This window comes from Acetomicrobium sp. UBA5826, from assembly GCF_002433005.1.
Classification (GTDB): Bacteria; Synergistota; Synergistia; order Synergistales; family Acetomicrobiaceae; genus Acetomicrobium.
The window spans coordinates 15192-34110 of record NZ_DJHF01000022.1 but is presented as its reverse complement, the minus strand read 5'-3'; the positions used below and the strand labels follow the sequence as shown (position 1 = coordinate 34110).

Sequence of the window (18919 nt, the reverse complement as noted above, 5' to 3'; positions counted from 1 at the left end):
CAACCTGGATGTCGCTTTGATCAACATGCCCTTCGCCAGTTTTAGGCAACCTTCCTTTGCCCTCGGTATTTTAAAAAGCGCTTTGAAAGATGAATTCAACGTCAAGGTTTTTGATTTCAACGTTACTTTTTCTGAAAAGATCGGTGTAGATTTGTATGATAAAATATCTACATGGCATATTGTAGATTTGCTTGGAGACAGGCTGTTTGCCGAAATGCTATATGGTAATAATATTCCTCCATTCGAGAAATATGTTGACCAAGTGCTCATAGGAAATTTAAAGGAGCATAAAGCACCATACGATAAACCTGCCGTTGACGCTCATCTTTACGATGAACTTTTAATAGTTCAAAGCTCTGTAGGCTCCTTTTTAGAAGAAATTTCAAAGGTCGTCGCAAGGGAAAGGCCGAAAATAGCAGCTTTCACAAGCATGTTTCATCAGCAGGTCGCCTCTTTGGCGTTGGCAAGGAGGATAAAAGAGGTTCTCCCAAACACCACGGTGGTCTTTGGTGGAGCCAATTGCAAAGGAGCGATGGGCCTGGAATTTTTGGCGAAACACCCCTTCGTGGATGCCATATGCCTGGGAGAGGGCGATACTTCATTTAAAAAATTCGTCGGTCTCTGCCTTGAAGATTTCGACTTGGGTGGCCTGTCCAAGGTAGATGGAACTGTAACTCCTATGAATCTGAAAAGCGAAGGTGAAAAATTTTCTGATCATTACCGTCATGTTTTGGAGATGGATATGGGTTCGGTACCAATTCCAGATTACGATGATTTTGCGAACATTTATAGAAAAAGAAGGTCCGATTCGCGAGGAAAGCCGAGGTTGTTTTTCGAGATGTCCAGGGGTTGTTTCTGGGGCCAGAGAAAAAGGTGTATCTTTTGCGGCCAATCGAGCGAGACGCTCGTCTTCAGAAAGAAAAACAGAGGCAGAATAGTCTCAGAAGTAAGAACTCTTGCAAGCAAATACGAGGGCTTTAGTTTATGCGCAAGCGACGAATCGGCCGATAAGGAAATGCTCGAGGCTTTGGCGGATGCGCTGTCCGCATTTGAAAAAAAGCCGGAAATCATTTATCTCCAGGTAAGGTCGGACATTGACTTTGGATTACTTGAGAAGCTATCTGCCTGTGGGCTAAAAAGGCTTGAAGTCGGCATTGAATCCTTAAGCTCAAGGGTTTTGTCCATAATTGGCAAAGGAGTGAGTGCACTTCAAAACATAGCATTTCTCAAAGGGTGTCGCGAAGCAAAAATAATGCCGGTGTGGAACTTTCTATGGGGTTTCCCGGGCGAACCTGTGGAGGCTTACGAAAACATGGCGAAGCTAGTGCCCCTGTTGACTCATTTACATCCGCCCAACTATGCTGGCCAATTCAGGCTAGACCGCTTTAGTCCCTGCTTCGAAGATCCCTCGGGATATGGTATAAAGGACGTAAGTCCCTATCCATCCTATTCTTACGTTTACCCCTTTGATGATGAATCAGTGAGCAATCTTGCCTCTTTTTTTACCTTCGAATATCAGGTTCCCCAAAATTGCGCCGAGTATACCCATGAACTTATGGAAAACATATTTTTCTGGAAGGAAATTCATCCCAAAAGTTCGCTTTGTTTTTCACGCGACGAAGAAGGGCTCATAATCGACAGAAGGTCCGGTGAGGGTGAATGGCACATAAAGCTTGATCCCTTTACATTGGCGGTTTGCAAAGCTTGCAGTAAGCCCGTGACCATTGAGGCTATCGCGTTAAGTTTAAGCGAAAAAGGTTTCGTAGAAGATGAAGATAAGATTAAGCAATCTATTATCAATTTAATAAAATATGGCATGGTATTAAAGGAAGGTGAGATGTTATTGAGCCTTGTGACTGAAGAAGAGGTGATGCCCTGAGGAAATGTATCTGGTTATTTTTAGCGCCTCAAAATTTATCATTTGGGAGGGGTAACAGCATGGAAGAGAAGGAAAAGAGAAGGGCTCATCCTTATATCCCCAATTCCGTTCCCGAAATTAAGGAGGAGTTGCTGAAGGAAATAGGGATTGAAAGCGCGGAAGATATTTTCGGTCAAATTCCAGAACATTTAAGGCTTAAAAGGCCTCTAAACATCCCCAAGGCAATCACATCCGAATACGAGCTTAAAAAACACGTAACGAACCTGCTTTCCAAGAACAAAAATTGCGAGGAATACCTAAACTTTCTGGGCGGCGGATGCTGGCAGCATTACGTGCCGGCAGTTTGTAAGACCATAATGGAAAGGGATGAATTTTTGTCCGCCTACGTAGGAGAGGCCTTCGCAGATCACGGCAAATTTCAGGCCCAGTTTGAATACGCAAGCTGCATAGGTGAACTGGTCGACATGGATATGGTGAACACTCCTACCTACGATTGGGCCATGGCATGTGCCACCACCGTAAGGATGGCATCGCGCATGACGGGAAGAGGTAAGGCATTGATAGCTGCATCGATCAGCCCTGAGCGACTGTCCTGCATCGAAAACTACGCATGGTCTTCTACTTCAGATATAGAGACGGTCAAGTACGATCCGAAAACCGGCTTGCTTGACGTTGACGACTTAAAGAGCAAACTGTCCGACGATGTTTGCGTCTTGTATATGGAAAACCCAAATTTCTTCGGCGTCATAGAAAACCAGGGACAGGAGATAGCCGACCTTCTTCATTCTAAGGGGGCGTTGCTCTCAGTAGGCGTGGATCCAATTTCTTTGGGCGTGCTTGAACCGCCTGCCCACTACGGTGCCGATTTCGCCTGTGGCGACGTGCAGCCTATGGGCATTCCCATGAGCTATGGCGGCGGCTTGGGAGGATTCATAGCCACCCATGATGAGCCTAAGTTCGTGGCGGAGTATCCCTCTTTGCTTTTTGGAATAGCTGAGACAGTGGAAGAGGGAGAATACGGATTTGGCGAGGTCTTGTACGAGAGGACGTCTTATGCATCTCGCGATAAGGCCAAGGACTTCTTGGGTACGATGGCCCAGCTTCACGGCATCGTGGCAGGCGTTTACATGGCTTTGATGGGACCGCAGGGAATGAAGGAATTAGGCGAGGGATTGCTTCAGAGGGCTTCTTATGCCGCTAAAAAGCTTTCGTCCGTCAAGGGAGTTAAGGCGCCGCTCTTTGATTCCTATCACTTTAAAGAATTTACGGTCAATTTCGACGGGACAAAAAAGACGGTAGCGGAGATAAATAAAGCCCTGCTTGACCACAAAATATTTGGCGGCAAAGACCTGTCGAAAGACTTCCCTGAAATGGGGCAAAGCGCTCTCTTTTGCGTGACGGAGCTTCACAGCAAAGAGGACATAGACATGCTGGCGGATGCTTTGGCCTCCGTCGTAGGCATGTAATGGTAGGAGGGGATATGAGATGGAGGACGTTAAATTGAGAAATTTCCATCAGGCCCATTGGAACGAGCCGATAATATTTGAGCTCTCCGTCCCGGGGCGAAGGGGCCTAATCCCTCCGGCTCCGGACGAGGAAATCAAGAAGGAGGCGGGCGATGCGAAAAATCTTGTGCCAAAGGGGATGTTTCGAGAGCAACTTCCGGCATTGCCCGAGCTAGATCAAAAGAGGGTCTTAGCGCATTATATCCACCTTGCCCAGGAGACGCTTGGAGCAAACCTGTGTAACGACATAAGCCAAGGCACGTGCACGATGAAATATAACCCCAGGATCAACGAAGAGCTGGCGGCACATCCGGGTATAGCTTCCCTTCATCCCTGGCAGGATGTGGATACCGTTCAAGGGATACTTCAAATGTATTACGAATTCGAGGAGATCCTCAAAGAAATCTCCGGGATGGACAAGTTCAGTTTGCATCCACAGGGCGGAGCTCATGCCGTTTATACGGCAGCAAGCATAATGAGGGCTTATCATCGCGATCGCGGCGAGTTGGATAAACGCAGGGAAATCATAAGCGCAGCCTTTACGCACCCCTGTGATCACGCAGCCCCTGCAACGGCCGGCTTCAGGCTGATAATCCTTCCTCCCAGCGAAAACGGCTATCCTTCAATAGAAGCGGTCAAGGCTGCCGTATCGGAAAGGACCGCCGGGATGTTCATAACCAACCCCGAGGATACGGGGATATACAACACGGAGATCGACCAATTCGTCAAGATAGTGCACGATGCAGGCGGCCTGTGCTTTTACGACCAGGCAAACGCAAACGTCCTTCTGGGAATAGCAAGGGCACGCGAGGCCGGATTTGACATGTGCCACTTCAATATTCACAAGACCTTCGGCACTCCTCACGGCTGTTCGGGGCCAGGCTTAGGTGCACTGGGCGTAAGGGATTACCTGGCAAAGTACTTGCCCTTCCCAACGGTCGAATACGACGGGGAAAAGTATTACCTCGATTTCGACAGGCCGGAAAGCGTGGGCAAAATAAGGCAGTTTCAAGGTCCTGCGGGGGTATTGGTCCGCGCCTATGCCTGGATCAGGGCCGTAGGTCAGGAATACCTCAAGGAAGTATCCGAGATATCTACGATAAACCACAATTACCTGCAAAAGAAGCTGCAGGAATTGATCCCTGAAATGGACGTACCTTACGCACCAGGAAGAAGACGCCTTGAGGAAGCCCGTTACTGTTGGCAGAAGTTGTTCGAGGCGACGGGAATTAGCACGACGGATATCATGAGACGAGTGGGCGACTTTGGATTGCAGCATTACTGGACGAGCCATCATCCCTGGGTGGTTCCCGAGCCCATGACGCTTGAGCCCTGTGAAAGCTACGGTAAGGAGGATTTGGATGAATACGCAGCAGTTTTAAAACACATTCGCGATGAGGCCTACTCCGATCCTGAAGTTGTGAAAAATGCGCCTCATAAGTGCGCATCCCACAAGTTGGCCGATGAGTCTGCGCTGGATGATCCCAAGCGTTGGGCAACCACATGGAGGGCGTACATAAAGAAAAAGGGTCGAACCTAAGCCAGTTGGACGAAGTAGAGTAGATAGAAATATAATGGTGGCAAGGCCTCTAAAAAAATGACCAATAGGCTTTGCCGCCTTTTTTATATGACCGGAAAGCTGATTGAGAGGTGATTGAGATAGTGGATGAAGAGAAAGTGAAGGAAAAGGTGGAGGAGTACTTGCGCTCCTTGCAAGAAAAAGGTTTTCGCATTACCAGTCCTCGGAGGCTCATAGTAGAGACCATACTCCAAAATTGGGATAAACATCCGAACGTTAGAGAGCTTTTGAACCTCATACAGGAAAAGGATCCCTCCATAGGTCTTGCCACGATCTACCGTACAGTAGAGCTCTTGGTGGAGATGGGCTTTCTGCACGAGGTAAATTTAGATGAGGGTTTTAGCCGATTTGAGGTGTCGCGCAAGGATATCCATTTCCATCTTGTCTGTCGCGGCTGTGGCAAGGTGGTGCATCTTAACGATGAAGATCAAAAGAGCCAGGTCGCGGAAGAGTGGGCTGAAGATATGGGGTTTACTTTACTGCCGCAAAGCATTGAGCTCTTTGGCGTATGTCATGAATGCCTCAGTAAAGGTTTTGACCCCTCAAGAATGCCCCAAAGGGAATGTCGTTGTCGTCGCAGGAGGCGCATGCATCGCGGACTTATGTGATCTGCTGTTGCAACATCTTCATTGCCCAAAAAGAAAGGAGTGCACTGTCACGTCCATAGCTATTAAAGCTGAAGGGTTAATTAAGCGGTATGGGGATATAGTTGCCGTTAACGGGGTAAGCTTCGATGTGGAAGAAGGAGAACTTTTTGGTTTTTTAGGCCCCAATGGCGCTGGGAAGACCACCACCATCCGCATGCTCACAGGGCTATCTAAACCTACAGCAGGCAATGTGGAGCTGTTAGGTCTTGACATTAAGGCGAACGCTGCAACGACCAAGGGGTTTACGGGAGTAGTGCCGGAGGCCTCAAACCTTTACGATGAGCTCACGGCCTTGGAAAATCTCCTCTTTATGGGCAAACTCTATGGCGTAAGAAGGAAGGAGAGATATGAACGAGCTGGGATGCTCCTTGAACTCTTTCGCCTGCAGGAAAAGAGGGATCGTCCATTTAGGACGCTCTCTCAGGGGATGAAGAGGTCTCTTACCATTGCCGCAGCCCTCATTCACAACCCCAAGATATTGTTTTTGGATGAACCAACTGTTGGACTTGACGTCATGGCTGCACGCTCTCTGAGAAGTGCTATTCAAAAATTGCGCGATCAAGGGATGACGATATTTTTGACCACCCATTACCTGGAAGAGGCAGACGTTCTGTGCGACCGCATCGCGATCATCGTAAGGGGACAAATTGTCGCGGTCGAAAAGCCTGAAGAGTTAAAGAAAATGGCGATTAAGGAACAGGCCATTGAACTTACCATAAGGGGATCTGCCTCAATATTGGTAGAGCAGCTAGCCGCTCTTATAGGGACTAAGCCCATCATTGTAGACTCGAACACTTTGCGTTGCAGTGGAACCACAAATAGTCTGCTTCCTCATATCTGTCGAGCAATACAAGATGCAGGGGCAGAAATTGAGTCTATTAATACTATAAAACCCACTCTTGAGGAAGCTTTTGTGAGGATCACCGGGCTTTCCTCAAGTATGATGGCGATGGAAAAGGGAGGCAAGTGACGATGCGCGATGACTTGAGGGGAATATGGTGCATCATTGCAAAAGACATGAGGACCTATTACCTTAAACCTCCCGCCATAAGTTGGGGAATAGTCTTTCCTATTGCATGGGTTCTGGCCTTCTATCTTAGAAACCCAGTGGATTTTAAGGGGTTGATCCCTGGACTCCTTGCCATGACCGCGTTGTTCAGCACTACTGCTGCGGAAGCGGTGGTGATAAACTTCGAGCTTCGTCTCGGGTCATTGGAGAGGCTTTTACTTGCTCCCATTAGCATGATGGCAATTTTACTTGGGAAAATTCTGGGCGGAGCCATCTTTGGCCTTCTTATGAGCTCACTAGTGGCAGTGGTGTGCGCCCTTTTCTTAAATTTTGACTTGGACTGGATATCCTTTTTATCAATTCTTTTGCCGGCCCTGCTGGCATTTTCCGCTATGGGATCACTTCTTTGTTTAATGGTAAAGGAGGTCTTTGAGGCTCAAACCCTGCTCAATCTTCCTCGCTTTGTCATGGTATTTATAAGCGGTGTGGTATATCCTGTTGAGGCCATGCCGAAAGCCTTGCAATTTTTAGCTCATCTTTTTCCCCTCACATACGCAGTTAAAGGATTCCAGGGCGTTTCAGGTGTTAGTCAAGGTATCAATGTAGCGCTTCATGCTGCTGTTTTGATGGCCTTCTTTTTGATTTTTTTCCTTCCGGCGGCCAATTTGCTATCAAAAAAGTTTGAATGACTTTTCATACGCTTGGTAGGAACATATTGACTGGTTATTTCGTTTAAGAATCGTATAATCATATACCTATTGCCTCTCCTTTATTGGCAAATGTATTGACAATGACGGTTATTTTAGTATAATTACAATTGATAATGATTATCAATATTAATATAAAGGGGGGGTTTGGGTATGCCCAGAGGATTTGGCAGAGGCGGTTATGGGTTTGGCTTTCGGGGGTGGAGCCCCGCATGGCCATATGTTGGTATGGGCAGAGGTGGTCTTCCCAGATGTTGGTACTTCTTGGGCGGTGCTGCAGGGGCACCTTACGAAGGATATATCCCTCGTCCTTGGTGGGGGTATGCGCAAGGCGCTTCTAACCCTCAAGCAATGAGTAAGGAGCAGGAAATTGAGCTTCTAAAAGCTCAAGCTGATGCCGTAAAGGCCCAACTCGATGCTATTGAAGCCCGCGTCAGAGAACTTGAGGGAAAGTAGAGGAGGTGGATTTTATGAAGATAGCCGCATCGGCGACCGCTCCTAATTTAGATGCGTTGGTAGATCCTCGCTTTGGACGCGCTCCCTACTTCATCATCGTCGATCCTGATTCCATGCAATTTGAGACTATGGAAAACAGCAGCGCAAGTGCTCCAGGAGGGACAGGAATCAGCGTTGCTCAGGCGATAGTGGGGAAAGGGGTACAGGTAGTGCTTACAGGAAGCTGTGGCCCCAATGCATATGAGGTCTTATCTGCCGCTGGCGTGCAGATCATCACAGGCGTTTCTGGCACAGTAAGGGATGCCGTTCTATCTTTTAAGCAGGGGAAGCCGGCGTCTACATCTGCCCCAGATGTCCCTCCTCACTTCGGGATGGGCGGAGGGTTCGGCAAAGGTGGGGGTCGAGGTATGGGCGGCTTCGGGATGCACGGAGGCGTTAGCATGTCAGGGGTTGTGTCCCAACCGCCGAGCGAAGAAGAAGGGCTCAGGCAGCTGAAAGGTCAAGCAGAAGCGTTGAAGCAGCAACTTTCTGAAATAAACCGTCGCATTGATGAGATAACTTCTGAAGATTAGAGCGGCAATGACAGCAAGAGCTGTAAATACGTGCGAGGGGGTGGGGATGTGATCGTCTCCGTAGCGAGCGGCAAAGGCGGTACAGGGAAAACGTTGGTGGCCACGAGTTTAGCCTTGGCCGTAAGCGAACGTGCTTCAGTACAGATATTGGACTGTGACGTAGAAGAACCGAATGCCAACCTGTTTGTGCACGCGTCTATCGAAAGAGCAGAGCCTGTGCATGTCCCCACTCCCAGAATAGACGCTGATAGGTGTAATTATTGTGGCAGATGCGCAGAAGTATGTGCCTATCATGCCATAGCGTCCCTTCCGAGCAAGGTGATTGTTTTCCCTGAGCTGTGTCACGGTTGTGGAGCCTGTTCTTATTTGTGTCCAGAGTCAGCTATTGTAGAAGCTAATAGGCAGGTAGGTGTTGTTGAAATAGGTTATCGCAAAAATCTGGAACTTGTCCAAGGAAGGCTCAATACAGGGGAACCCATGTCAACACCAGTAATAAGGAAAGCCAAGATGTATATAGATGATCAAATTGATAATCAAAGGGACGTGATAATCGACGTGGCTCCGGGCACCTCTTGCCCAGTGGTAGAGGCTGTACAGGGGAGCGACTATACTATCTTGGTCACCGAGCCGACCCCCTTTGGGCTGAATGATCTTTCTCTGGCAGTGGAGATGATAAGATATCTTAACATCCCTTGCGGGGTCGTAATCAATCGTTCGAGTCCTTCACGCGATAGCCTGATAGAGAAATATTGTCGCGAGAGCGAGATACCTGTGTTGCTAAAGATCCCTTTCGACAGGGATATCGCTACTCTCTACTCCAAAGGTATTCCCCTGGTAGAAGTGAAGATGCGATGGCACGATGCCTTTTTAGATCTCTTCTACACACTTAAAAAAGGTCGGCTTCATGCCACATATAACGCTTAAACGCCAAGAAAGGAAAGCCCTATGAACGAAATTGTAATAATAAGCGGTAAAGGCGGCACGGGAAAAACCAGTATAGCGGCTTCGTTCGCTGCCATTGGGAAGAGCAAGATCTTGGCAGACTGTGATGTAGACGCCTCCGATCTTCACCTTGTCATGTCTCCCAGAATAGCAGAAAAGGGTGAATTTTGGAGCGGGAAAAAAGCTCGCATCGAAGAGGAAAAGTGCAACAAGTGCGGCCTTTGTCAAAAGCTATGTCGGTTCTGCGCAATAAAAGACTTTAAGGTCGATCGCCTCTCGTGTGAAGGGTGCAGTTTCTGTTTTCATGCATGCCCAGCCGGCGCAATAGTGATGGAAGATGTCCTATCGGGCCACTGGTTCGTGTCCGAGACCAGGTATGGCCCTTTGGTTTATGCAAGACTCATTCCCGGAGAAGAGAACTCGGGAAAGCTCGTGACTTTGGTGAGGCAGAAAGCAAAGGCATTGGCCGAAGAAAAAGCGTTAAAGTATATTATCACCGATGGGCCGCCAGGTATAGGTTGCCCGGTAATATCGTCCCTTTCAGGAGCTGCCATGGCTTTATTGGTAGCTGAACCCACTGTGTCAGGGGTCTACGATTTGGAACGCGTGGCGGGAGTTTGCAAACACTTCCGCGTTCCGGCTGCAGTCTGCATAAACAAATACGACTTAAACGAGGAAATAGGCCGCGAGATCGAAAGATACTGTAATCAGCGAGGCATAGAATTGATCGGTAAACTTCCCTTCGACGAGGTTTTTGTTGAAGCTATATCGCGAGGAGTGCCGGTGGTAGAGGTCGATAGAGGAAATATAAAAGACGAAATAGAGCGAATGTGGGATGCCATTGTTACGATGGTAGAAATCAATAGAAAGAGGAGATGATGTCATGAAAGTGATGATTGCTGCTGATAGGGGTGTTGTTTGTCCCCATTTCGGCCACGCTCCAGAATTTAGACTCGTTGAGATCGATGGAAGCAAGGTTGTAAAAGAAGAGATTTATACTAATCCTGGACATGCACCGGGAGTGCTGCCCAGATGGATGAAGGATCTTGATGTGGATATAGTGATAGCAGGAGATATGGGGCCAAGGGCAAGAGATTTGTTTGCCTCTTTCGGCATAACGGTTCAAACGTGCGATCCCATGAGCGTAGATAGCGCGCTCGAAGCATTTATAAAGGGCAATCTTTCCGGCAGTTCCAACTCTTGTCATCATGGCAAGGAACATAGTGCAGACACTGCTTGTAACGGGCATCACGAAGCATAAGAGGAATTGCGGGGGCAATAAATTGGCATATGCTGTAAATCCCAATATATGTCAAGGTTGCGGGGTATGTGCTAAGACATGCCCCACAGGAGCCATAAAAGTGGAAGATGGCAAAGCAATCATATACCAAACTCTCTGCAACCAGTGTGGTGCATGTGTCACAGTTTGCCCCTACGGAGCCATATTTCGAGACCTTTCCGAGATTCAGGGACCAGAGTCGGTCAAAGAGGGGTATGGCGAAGGGTCTTTTATAGTTATAAGGGCGAAAAAAATCTCGTGCTGAGCCTATTTATGACTGAAGTTGAGAACTTTTGTAGATCTTTGGACTAATCTTTTGGTGCTGAAATGAGAGGGTAAACGTTTGATTTGTCTGGCTTGATATACCTTACATGGGTATGGTAAAATAAATTCCCACAAGTTGGAGCGCAGCGCTCTCAGAAGCGGAGGGATATATAGATGGAAGGGAAAGGACAGATAGACCCCAAAACGTGGAAGGGCATTCGCTCTGTGATGCAAGTGCAGCTTATGGTAGCTTTCGTCGTGGCTGTGCTCCTGCTGAAACAATGGTGGTTTTGCGTCTTGATGATAGCCTTGGGTGGCTTACTCTCCGCATTCCATGGGAGGATATGGTGCGGCCTGCTCTGCCCTAACGGCGGATTCATCGATCTAATCTGGTCAAAGATCTCTTTGAGATTATTGCCCTTCCCCAGATGGCTAAACAAGGGCAGAGTCCTTCAAAGCGCATTCCTCATCGGTATGATTGGATATTTCGCCTGGATCGTTTGGCTTGTCAATATCCATAAGGGCTTGCCAGTAGCTTATGCTTCTTACGCTCAGCATGGCTATTTGTTCCTGCGATTTTGCCAAGTCATGCTGGCTTTGGCGGCGGGTTTAGCAATCGTATTTGAGCCCAGAACGTTCTGCGCTCACCTGTGTCCAGGCGGCACAATAGGGACGATAGCAGCTGCATTGACCAAAAGGAGCCCTATAGTGATGGATACGGAGAAGTGCGCAGGTTGTAGGGTTTGCACTTCCGTCTGCGATGCCCCAGACCGTCTTCTCGTGCCGCTCATCGAGAAATCACAGGCGTTACAGACCCAAGGCAAGAAGGAAAAGCTTCCCATTTCGCCAGAATGCTACGGGTGTCTCGACTGTGTGGCGATTTGTCCCAAAGGCGCTCTGCGCGTAGAAACCTTAAACGCATCTGAAACAGAGGGAGTTCCCTTGAGAGAAGCACAGTAACAGCAATAATTTTTGTCGGAGGTGAAGTATATGAATCAAAGGCGTTTTCGATGCCTCAATTGCGGTGAGGAGTTTTATGGAGAATCGTCGAGGGAGATTCAGTGCCCTCAATGCCGCAGCCATGTGGTTATACTCCTCGAAGGCCCGTCGCTGCGCAAAGCAGCGGGCAGCAGTGGAAGCGACGGCGGCAGCTGCCCATTGTGCAATATTTAAGTTTGTGGAAGACTGCCAAGTAAATCCTATTTTGACAGAAAAATAGGGCTTGACGACGTCGTTGAAGGCGGGCAAGAGGGTATATAATCTCAAAATGAGAAAGGTTATCTAGAAGGGGGTGTTTCTCATGAGCATATTCGGTCCCGTTCCGTCTCGTCGGTTGGGATCGAGCCTTGGCATTAACAACATCCCCTATAAGATCTGTTCTTATACATGCGTCTATTGCCAGATCGGGCCAACGTTGTGCATGGAGACCCAGCGCCAGCACTACAGCGATCCGGAAGAACTCGCTGCTCGTGTCAAAAAAAGACTCTTGCAGCTTGCGGAAACGGGAGAACGAGTCGATTATCTAACAATTGTTCCCGATGGCGAACCAACACTCGACCTCGCCCTTGAAGAGTTGCTATTGAGGCTGAAGGAAACGGGCATTCCTGTAGCCGTTATTTCCAACGCCTCTCTCATCTCGAAGGCAGACGTAAGGAGGGCTCTATATGTTGCGGATTGGGTCAGCCTGAAAATTGACGCCCTTTCGGAAGACCTTTGGAAACGAATAGACCGCCCGCACCCATCCCTTGATCATGGCGATATCCTTGTCGGCATGGAGGAATTCGCTCGTTCCTATAAAGGCACGCTGTGCAGCGAGACCATGCTTGTGAAGGGTCTTAACGACGGGCAGGTGGAACTCGAAAAAGTTGCCCGGTTTATCTCCTCCAGCCTCAGTCCCAGCAAGGCCTACATTTCCGTTCCCACCCGTCCTCCCGCCGCTTCATGGGTGCAGTTGCCCGATGCAGAAACGGTCGCAGCCGCCTATGCAATATTTACAGAGCAAGGGATTGACACAGAAACGCTAACGGGCTACGAGGGCAACGCCTTTGTAGTTACCGACGATCCAGTAGAAGAAATTTTAAACATCACCGCCGTCCACCCCATGCGCAGCGACGCCGTCAAAGAGGTTTTGCGCCGCAAGGGCTTCGACGAAAAAAGCATCGATTGCCTAGTAGCCGAAGGCAGGATCAGACGGGTTCAATACGGGAATTGGGTCTATTATGTCCGAGTTATGAAAGAAGGGGAACGGTAAAAATGTCGAAATTTTCCCTTGACGTCCTGAAACGACATGTCTACCCCTTTACCATATCGTTATGCCCCCTAATCTTGTTCTTATAGGCGTGGGATAGTCTTTCTGAAGATCGAACTATTTCCCTGGATAGTCATACAATGTCTATGGAGTTCCTAGTTACCAGCAGCTTTTCATCCGTGTCGTACCTCCTCCAGCCCGTATATGCCCTTACCATGGCTTTGTGCTTTAATGCATGTACTTCGGTCCAGCCCGTAGATACCTCCGTGGCCGTAAGGGCTTAGATCCTTAAACTCCGGATGAGAAAATAGCTTTGCATTGTGTTTGATTATGGCACACCTAGCCTTCATGGGGTATGCTCCTTGTGATACACGGCTGGCCTCTCAAAATCCCCACTTAAAGAAAATTTCATCCAAAAGGGATTCTCGGAATGGTTGCCCTCTTTGTCAATCATGAGGAAACAAACTTCTTTCGAAGAGATTATTTTTGAGGAAGATAGGAGAGTTGACATCTGAGTGTTATGGATTATATTATTCGTAATACTCATTTTATAAGGGGGCTCCCAATGTCAAGCAGATCTACTATCGAGGCATATAAAGCATATACTTACCGTCGCAAAGTGATGTTTTTCACTCTCACCTTAGGGCTTATGGCGATGGTCTTCGTCTCCCTCTCCGTAGGCTCCTTCCAAGTAAATTTAAGCGATGCCTTTGCAGCCTTGTTAGGGCGTTCCGATGACGTTACATCTACCATCCTATGGCGTATCAGGCTTCCTAGGATCATTGGGGCGGTCCTCGCCGGATGGGGGCTTGCCATGGGAGGGGTGGCGATGCAGTGCATCCTGCACAACCCCCTTGCTTCGCCTTATACGCTTGGGGTCTCTCAGGGAGCGGCGTTTGGAGCTGCCGTTGCTCTCGTCATTTTAGGCTTGGGACCGAGCGGCAAAAACGAAAACTTCTTGGCAGGTTTGCCTTGGGGCGTGAACATGTTTGCCTTTTTAGGGGCTTTCGCCTCCACGTGGCTCATCTTGTTCCTGAGCCAAAGAAAGCGTTTATCACCTGAAGCCATTGTGCTATCAGGGGTCGCCTTGTCAGCGCTCGCCACGTCGGGCACAATGATGATCCAATATTTCGCCAGCGACATTGAGGTGGCGTCTATCGTGTTTTGGACCTTCGGCGATGTGGGGAGGGCTTCCTGGAATGAACTCCTTCTAATGGTCCTCTCCATAGTACCCGCGAGCTTTTTCTTTCTGCTCAACCGCTGGAACATGAACGCCCTCGCCGCAGGAGACGATGTGGCGAAGAGCCTCGGCGTAAATGCCGAACGCCTGAGAAATATGAGCCTCATAATAGCTGCTTTAATTGCCGCTGTAGCGGTCGCAACTTTTGGCGTTATCGGATTCGTAGGCCTCGTCGCACCACACATAACCCGTAGATTGGTGGGCGGAGATCACCGCCATCTATTGCCCCAATCGTGCGTTGTGGGAGCTTTGATACTGCTCTGCGCAGACACGGCTTCCAGGAGCGTTATGTCGCCAATTGTGCTTCCCGTCGGCATCGTAACCTCTTTCATGGGGGCACCGCTTTTCCTCTATCTGCTCATGAAGGGAGGATATGGAAAATCCTAACAGCCAAAGATGTCTCATTTGGATACCGAAAAGATGTAGTCCTAAAAGGGATAACGATCTCAGTGGACAGAGGGACCACAACGGCAATCCTCGGTATGAATGGCTCGGGTAAATCGACGCTTATAAAGTGCCTCAATGGCTTACTGAAGCCGTGGTTAGGAGTTGTTATGCTCGATGGCGACAACCTAAGCAAGCTAAATCGCCAGCAGATATCACAAAAAGTCGCTTATGTACCGCAACGTTCTCCTGAAGGTGAGCTTTCCGTCTTCGATGCCGTGCTGTTGGGACGAAAACCCCGCATGAGGTGGAATCCCACAGATAGAGACTTCGAAGTAGTTGACGAAGCCCTGTGCGCCATGGGGCTTGAGAAGTACGCCCTTCGTCCCGTCAGAGAACTCTCCGGGGGCGAAATCCAGCGAGTCGCTTTGGCCCGAGCCATAGCTCAAGAGCCAGATGCACTCCTGCTCGATGAACCGACCAGCAGCCTCGATCTCCATCGACAGTTCGAGGTGATGAATTTGCTCTGCGAGTTGGCAAGAGAAAGGGGCATGGCGATAATTTTTTCTCTCCACGACATAAACCTGGCCCTTCGTTTTGCCGACAAATTTCTCTTGCTGCGAGATGGCGAGGTTTATGCCTACGGTGGACGGGAGATCCTTACTCCTAAACTCATAGAAGAGGTCTTTGACATTCGTGTTGTTATGCACCGCGTAGATGATCACTTCATAGTCATTCCAACATTCGAAACCAAAAAGGAAAGAATTTTTACAAAAGTTGAGGTAGGAGCATGAAAATAGGAATATTTGCACCAAAACGCATTTTGGCCTTTGGAGTGGCGCTCGCCCTCCTTTGGATGACCTCTTCTGTTGTAGGGGCGGAACCTCTAACCGTTACAGATCTGGCAGGTAGATCCGTAACGATTGACCTTCCTGTGAAAAGGATAGTTTGCGCAGGACCGGGAGCGCTTAGGCTTGTAACCTATATGAACCAAGCAGAAAAAGTGGTCGGCGTGGAAGAGATGGAAAAAGACCCGACAGGGCGACCTTATGCCTATGTCCACCCAGAGTTCAAATCCCTTCCCACGATAGGCCCCGGAGGGCCAGCCTATATAGACCGCGGACCAGATCCAGAAGCAACCCTTGCCTGCAAACCCGACCTGCTTTTTGTAACATACATGCAAGGGCAAAACGCAGAAAAACTACAGTACAAACTGGGCGTTCCCGTTGTAGTGCTGTCTTATGGTCACTTGGCGACTTTCGACGAGACAGTTTTCGATTCCTTCGGGCTGATCGGACGAATAATGGAATGCAACGATAGAAGGGCAGATGCCCTCGTCGAATTTTTCACGCAGATGAAGAAAGACTTATTTGAACGAACAGCAGCAGTGAGCAAACATCGGCAAAAAGTATATGTAGGCGGGATTGGACATAAAGGGTCGCATGGCATCGATAGCACCCTTAAGTCCTATCCTCCTTTTGAGTTTTTAGGTGTTAAAAGTGTCGTAGAGGGACTAAAAGGCGACCATATTTTTATAGACAGAGAAAAACTCTTGGAATGGGATCCGGACGTGATTTTCATCGATGGCGGCGGAAGACATCTAATCCAGGCAGATATAGAAAAAAATCCGCACTTTTACAAACACTTGTCGGCGTTTAAACAGGGGAGAGTCTATTCGACTCTCCCCTATAACTACTACACCACAAACTTGGGCACCTGTTTTGCCAACGCTTATTACGTGGGCATAGTCTTATACCCAGAGGCGTTCAAAGACATCGATCCGGAGAAAAAGGCCAATGATATATATAAATTTCTCTTAGGCAAAGGCGCATATGATGATATGAAAAGGAGCTTCGGCGGCTACGGCCCCATATTTTAAACGCCTCGCTTTGCATCTGTTGGAACTTTACGCAAAATCTAGGATAGTCCCGGTTAGCAGTGCATGTCGCTTGCGACGGCATTACAACAAGCGGCATCAGACCCAGACGGATCCAACTTCTTCTCGTGGTTCCCTTAGCGCAGCATGTTACGGAATATATGTAATTCTACCTAGGAATATAGAGAACCAATACTATTGTTGACTACCGATATGCATCTCTGCGATGTCTTACCCGCATTACCATTACAGCCTTTTTCTCATCGTCAACTTCATAAATTATGCGATATTCTCTGACACGGATCCGCCAATCATTCTTTGATCCCACTATTTTGCGGCAACCTGCAGGTCTTGGATTTTCGGCCAAAGCTCTGATATTAGAGATAATGCGGTCGAAATCTTCGGAAGAAAGGCGCTTTAAATCCCGTTCGGCTGCCCGTTCCAGGTAAACTCTATACTCGTCCACTCTGACATTCTCTCAAAAATTCATCCAATTCCCTAAAATGCAGGGGCTTTTTGCGCATCTCTTCCAAAAGTTTCAGATCTTCTGCGTCCTCCAAGCGTTCTAACAGCTCCCGATATTCATTAATATCTAAAATTACAGCCACTGGTTTGCCATCCCGATATACAAATTCAGGTGTTTTTTTCTCAGCACCACTTTTCATGACACTTCACCCCTAAAATATATGCCAGTAGTATATATTATAACCTAGCTTTGGCGTACCTAGCCTATATAGGCCGTGGCCCGGATTTGGAGGCAAGGGTTGCCTGATAATTAAAGAATAGCGCGAGGTAGGGGTCGTCCACAGCGTTTTGCGAAGGACAATGAGCGAAGTAGTGGCGCAAAATCTCTGATATGCTTTCCTTCGCGGTAATGATGTCCAAAAAACGCTCGCTCAAGTTGATTACGGGATCGCCTTCGATCACAGCTTGAAAACCGATTATTTGCCCTTCTTTTAAACCAAGAGTTTTTTCTTTCGAGATAACGACCTTCCAATAACCGTCTTTCCCCAAAGGCATAGCATTATCCCTCGTTCTAACAGGAAGGACGATCGTATTTACAGGAATCCCTGCTTTGTTTGCCGCCTCTTCGCTCCACCCTACGCTGGCCCAATGCAGGTCAAAGAATGAGCTAACTCCCCATATTGTAACGGGAGGAAGCTCTGCAGGCATTCCTGTAATATTTGACGCCGCAACTAACCCTTGTCGCATGGCAAGGGTGCCTATGAGTGGCAATATCGCCCTGCCAGTGGGTGCATCAACGACCTGTACGGCATCCCCCACGGCGTAGACATCGGGATGAGATGTTCTCATGTGGGAGTCGACCACGATTCCCCGCTCCATTTTGAGCCCGCAAGCTTTAGCTAATGCTACGTTGGGGCGCACGCCTGTAGCGAAGAGCACACCATCAGCTTTGATAGTTGAGCCATCGGACAAAACTACACCTTCGGGTGTTACGTCAGTCACACTCACGCCGATATAGGCTTTAACGCCCCGCTCGAGCGCACGCTTTTCAATCAAAGATGCCAAATCAGCGTCCAAGGCCACGCTCAAATGCGGCAATACCTCGACAATATGGACTTGAAATCCGCGGTCGTGGAGGGCTTCTGTCATTTCCAGTCCAATGGCACCGCTTCCCACTACAACTACGCTTTTGCCGCGAGAGGCGAACTTATCAAGTCTTCGAGCGTCATCTGCTCCCCTGATAACAAAGACGTTGGGCGCCAACTTAGATTTCTCGACAAGTTCATTTCCATACATAACCCATGTGTCTTTGCCATCAGATGTTGCAGACGATGTACCTTCCCGCAAAACACCCGATACAGGAGGAATCCATGGGACGGCTCCGGTGGCTAAAATGAGCTTTTCAAAGGAAATCTCGATCTGCCCATCAGCCTCTTCCGCATAAGCTTTTTTGGAAGCTATATCAAGTTCTTTCACGACGCCATGTACGATATCCTTCGGCATATCTTTGGGCATGCGCTCGCCTTTGGAAAGGTTTACCACCAACGCTTCGGGGCCTTGGGGCACGAGCTTCCTGCCAACCCCATATGGCAAGCTACAGATGATCGTTGGTTCTTCATTCATAACTATCTTCACGTTGTCCTCGCCCATCATTCGCAAAGCCATATAGGAGATGCGTCCACCCGGCCCTCCGCCGATGATGAGAACTTTAGTAGATAAACTATTTTTATCCATGTTTTCTTTCCTCTCTTTCCCTTTTTAAGTTAACTCCATATAATCCCGCAATTTAGGAAACATTATATACCCACCAGGGGTAATATGCAAGCTATTCCCCACATAAAATCTTATAGCTGTAATGTATTTTGTT

General features: G+C 48.4%; 22 protein-coding genes. 18 read left to right on the top strand and 4 right to left on the bottom strand.

The features are described 5' to 3' along the window. The first annotated feature begins 25 nt into the window (after positions 1–25). The 15 genes from B3N34_RS07645 (at position 26) to B3N34_RS07575 (ending at position 13090) form a co-directional block, all read left to right on the top strand. Positions 26–1879, top strand: coding sequence for a RiPP maturation radical SAM C-methyltransferase (locus tag B3N34_RS07645; RefSeq protein WP_414632109.1), 1854 nt, complete (start codon positions 26–28; stop codon positions 1877–1879). A 59-nt stretch (positions 1880–1938) separates the two neighbouring features. Further along, positions 1939–3345 (top strand): aminomethyl-transferring glycine dehydrogenase subunit GcvPA, encoded by a 1407-nt coding sequence (gene gcvPA, locus B3N34_RS07640; RefSeq protein ID WP_286976477.1) that lies wholly within the window; start codon positions 1939–1941, stop codon positions 3343–3345. Positions 3346–3364: 19 nt separating this feature from the next. Then, complete coding sequence (gcvPB, locus tag B3N34_RS07635; RefSeq protein WP_286976474.1) at positions 3365–4924, top strand: aminomethyl-transferring glycine dehydrogenase subunit GcvPB; 1560 nt, start codon at positions 3365–3367, stop codon at positions 4922–4924. Positions 4925–5046: 122 nt separating this feature from the next. Then, a complete protein-coding gene (locus B3N34_RS07630; RefSeq protein WP_286976471.1) occupies positions 5047–5571 on the top strand; it encodes a Fur family transcriptional regulator in 525 nt (174 codons plus the stop codon). A 7-nt stretch (positions 5572–5578) separates the two neighbouring features. Beyond that, positions 5579–6580, top strand: a complete 1002-nt coding sequence (locus tag B3N34_RS07625) for an ABC transporter ATP-binding protein (protein WP_286976468.1) — start codon at positions 5579–5581, stop codon at positions 6578–6580. Between the two features lie 2 nt (positions 6581–6582). Further along, positions 6583–7308, top strand: a complete 726-nt coding sequence (locus B3N34_RS07620; protein WP_286976466.1) for an ABC transporter permease — start codon at positions 6583–6585, stop codon at positions 7306–7308. A 171-nt stretch (positions 7309–7479) separates the two neighbouring features. Beyond that, positions 7480–7782 carry a DUF5320 family protein gene (locus B3N34_RS07615; RefSeq protein WP_091461666.1) on the top strand — a complete coding sequence of 101 codons (303 nt, stop codon included), beginning with the start codon at positions 7480–7482 and terminating at the stop codon, positions 7780–7782. Between the two features lie 14 nt (positions 7783–7796). Further along, positions 7797–8354, top strand: coding sequence for a NifB/NifX family molybdenum-iron cluster-binding protein (locus B3N34_RS07610; RefSeq protein ID WP_286976459.1), 558 nt, complete (start codon positions 7797–7799; stop codon positions 8352–8354). Between the two features lie 48 nt (positions 8355–8402). Next, positions 8403–9278, top strand: coding sequence for an ATP-binding protein (locus B3N34_RS07605; protein WP_286976457.1), 876 nt, complete (start codon positions 8403–8405; stop codon positions 9276–9278). Positions 9279–9299: 21 nt separating this feature from the next. Then, complete coding sequence (locus B3N34_RS07600) at positions 9300–10175, top strand: ATP-binding protein (RefSeq protein ID WP_286976454.1); 876 nt, start codon at positions 9300–9302, stop codon at positions 10173–10175. A 4-nt stretch (positions 10176–10179) separates the two neighbouring features. After that, positions 10180–10557, top strand: coding sequence for a NifB/NifX family molybdenum-iron cluster-binding protein (locus tag B3N34_RS07595; protein WP_091461660.1), 378 nt, complete (start codon positions 10180–10182; stop codon positions 10555–10557). Positions 10558–10579: 22 nt separating this feature from the next. Continuing rightward, positions 10580–10840, top strand: a complete 261-nt coding sequence (locus B3N34_RS07590) for an indolepyruvate ferredoxin oxidoreductase subunit alpha (protein WP_286976452.1) — start codon at positions 10580–10582, stop codon at positions 10838–10840. 173 nt (positions 10841–11013) lie between these two features. Next, on the top strand, positions 11014–11799 hold the full coding sequence (locus B3N34_RS07585; RefSeq protein ID WP_286976449.1) for a 4Fe-4S binding protein: 786 nt from the start codon (positions 11014–11016) through the stop codon (positions 11797–11799). A 76-nt stretch (positions 11800–11875) separates the two neighbouring features. Next, positions 11876–12058, top strand: coding sequence for a hypothetical protein (locus B3N34_RS07580; RefSeq protein WP_286976447.1), 183 nt, complete (start codon positions 11876–11878; stop codon positions 12056–12058). An 81-nt stretch (positions 12059–12139) separates the two neighbouring features. Then, positions 12140–13090, top strand: a complete 951-nt coding sequence (locus B3N34_RS07575) for a radical SAM protein (RefSeq protein WP_286976444.1) — start codon at positions 12140–12142, stop codon at positions 13088–13090. A gap of 170 nt (positions 13091–13260) precedes the next feature. Here the strand turns inward: B3N34_RS07575 and B3N34_RS07570 are convergent, their stop codons facing one another. Next, positions 13261–13437: a hypothetical protein gene (locus B3N34_RS07570; protein WP_286976441.1), complete on the bottom strand. Its 177-nt coding sequence runs from the start codon at positions 13435–13437 to the stop codon at positions 13261–13263. Between the two features lie 215 nt (positions 13438–13652). Between B3N34_RS07570 and B3N34_RS07565 the strand changes: the two genes are divergently transcribed. From B3N34_RS07565 to B3N34_RS07555, 3 genes are read left to right on the top strand one after another with little or no spacing between them, the layout of a single operon-like run. Continuing rightward, on the top strand, positions 13653–14714 hold the full coding sequence (locus B3N34_RS07565; RefSeq protein WP_286976439.1) for a FecCD family ABC transporter permease: 1062 nt from the start codon (positions 13653–13655) through the stop codon (positions 14712–14714). Next, positions 14699–15505, top strand: a complete 807-nt coding sequence (locus B3N34_RS07560; RefSeq protein ID WP_349679705.1) for an ABC transporter ATP-binding protein — start codon at positions 14699–14701, stop codon at positions 15503–15505. Before B3N34_RS07565 ends, B3N34_RS07560 begins: the two co-directional genes overlap by 16 nt. Continuing rightward, positions 15502–16590 (top strand): iron ABC transporter substrate-binding protein, encoded by a 1089-nt coding sequence (locus B3N34_RS07555; RefSeq protein WP_286976436.1) that lies wholly within the window; start codon positions 15502–15504, stop codon positions 16588–16590. Before B3N34_RS07560 ends, B3N34_RS07555 begins: the two co-directional genes overlap by 4 nt. A gap of 202 nt (positions 16591–16792) precedes the next feature. On the opposite strand, the gene B3N34_RS07550 is transcribed toward B3N34_RS07555, so the two are convergent. The 3 genes from B3N34_RS07550 to B3N34_RS07540 all read right to left on the bottom strand — a co-directional run bounded on the left by B3N34_RS07550 (position 16793) and on the right by B3N34_RS07540 (position 18786). Next, on the bottom strand, positions 16793–17053 hold the full coding sequence (locus B3N34_RS07550) for a type II toxin-antitoxin system RelE family toxin (protein ID WP_091461649.1): 261 nt from the start codon (positions 17051–17053) through the stop codon (positions 16793–16795). After that, the gene (locus B3N34_RS07545; protein WP_286976431.1) at positions 17040–17252 is read right to left on the bottom strand and encodes a hypothetical protein; all 213 of its coding nucleotides are present in this window, start codon (positions 17250–17252) and stop codon (positions 17040–17042) included. The genes B3N34_RS07550 and B3N34_RS07545 overlap by 14 nt, the downstream gene beginning before the upstream one ends. A gap of 64 nt (positions 17253–17316) precedes the next feature. Beyond that, positions 17317–18786: an NAD(P)/FAD-dependent oxidoreductase gene (locus B3N34_RS07540; RefSeq protein WP_286976429.1), complete on the bottom strand. Its 1470-nt coding sequence runs from the start codon at positions 18784–18786 to the stop codon at positions 17317–17319. Positions 18787–18919 lie beyond the last annotated feature (133 nt).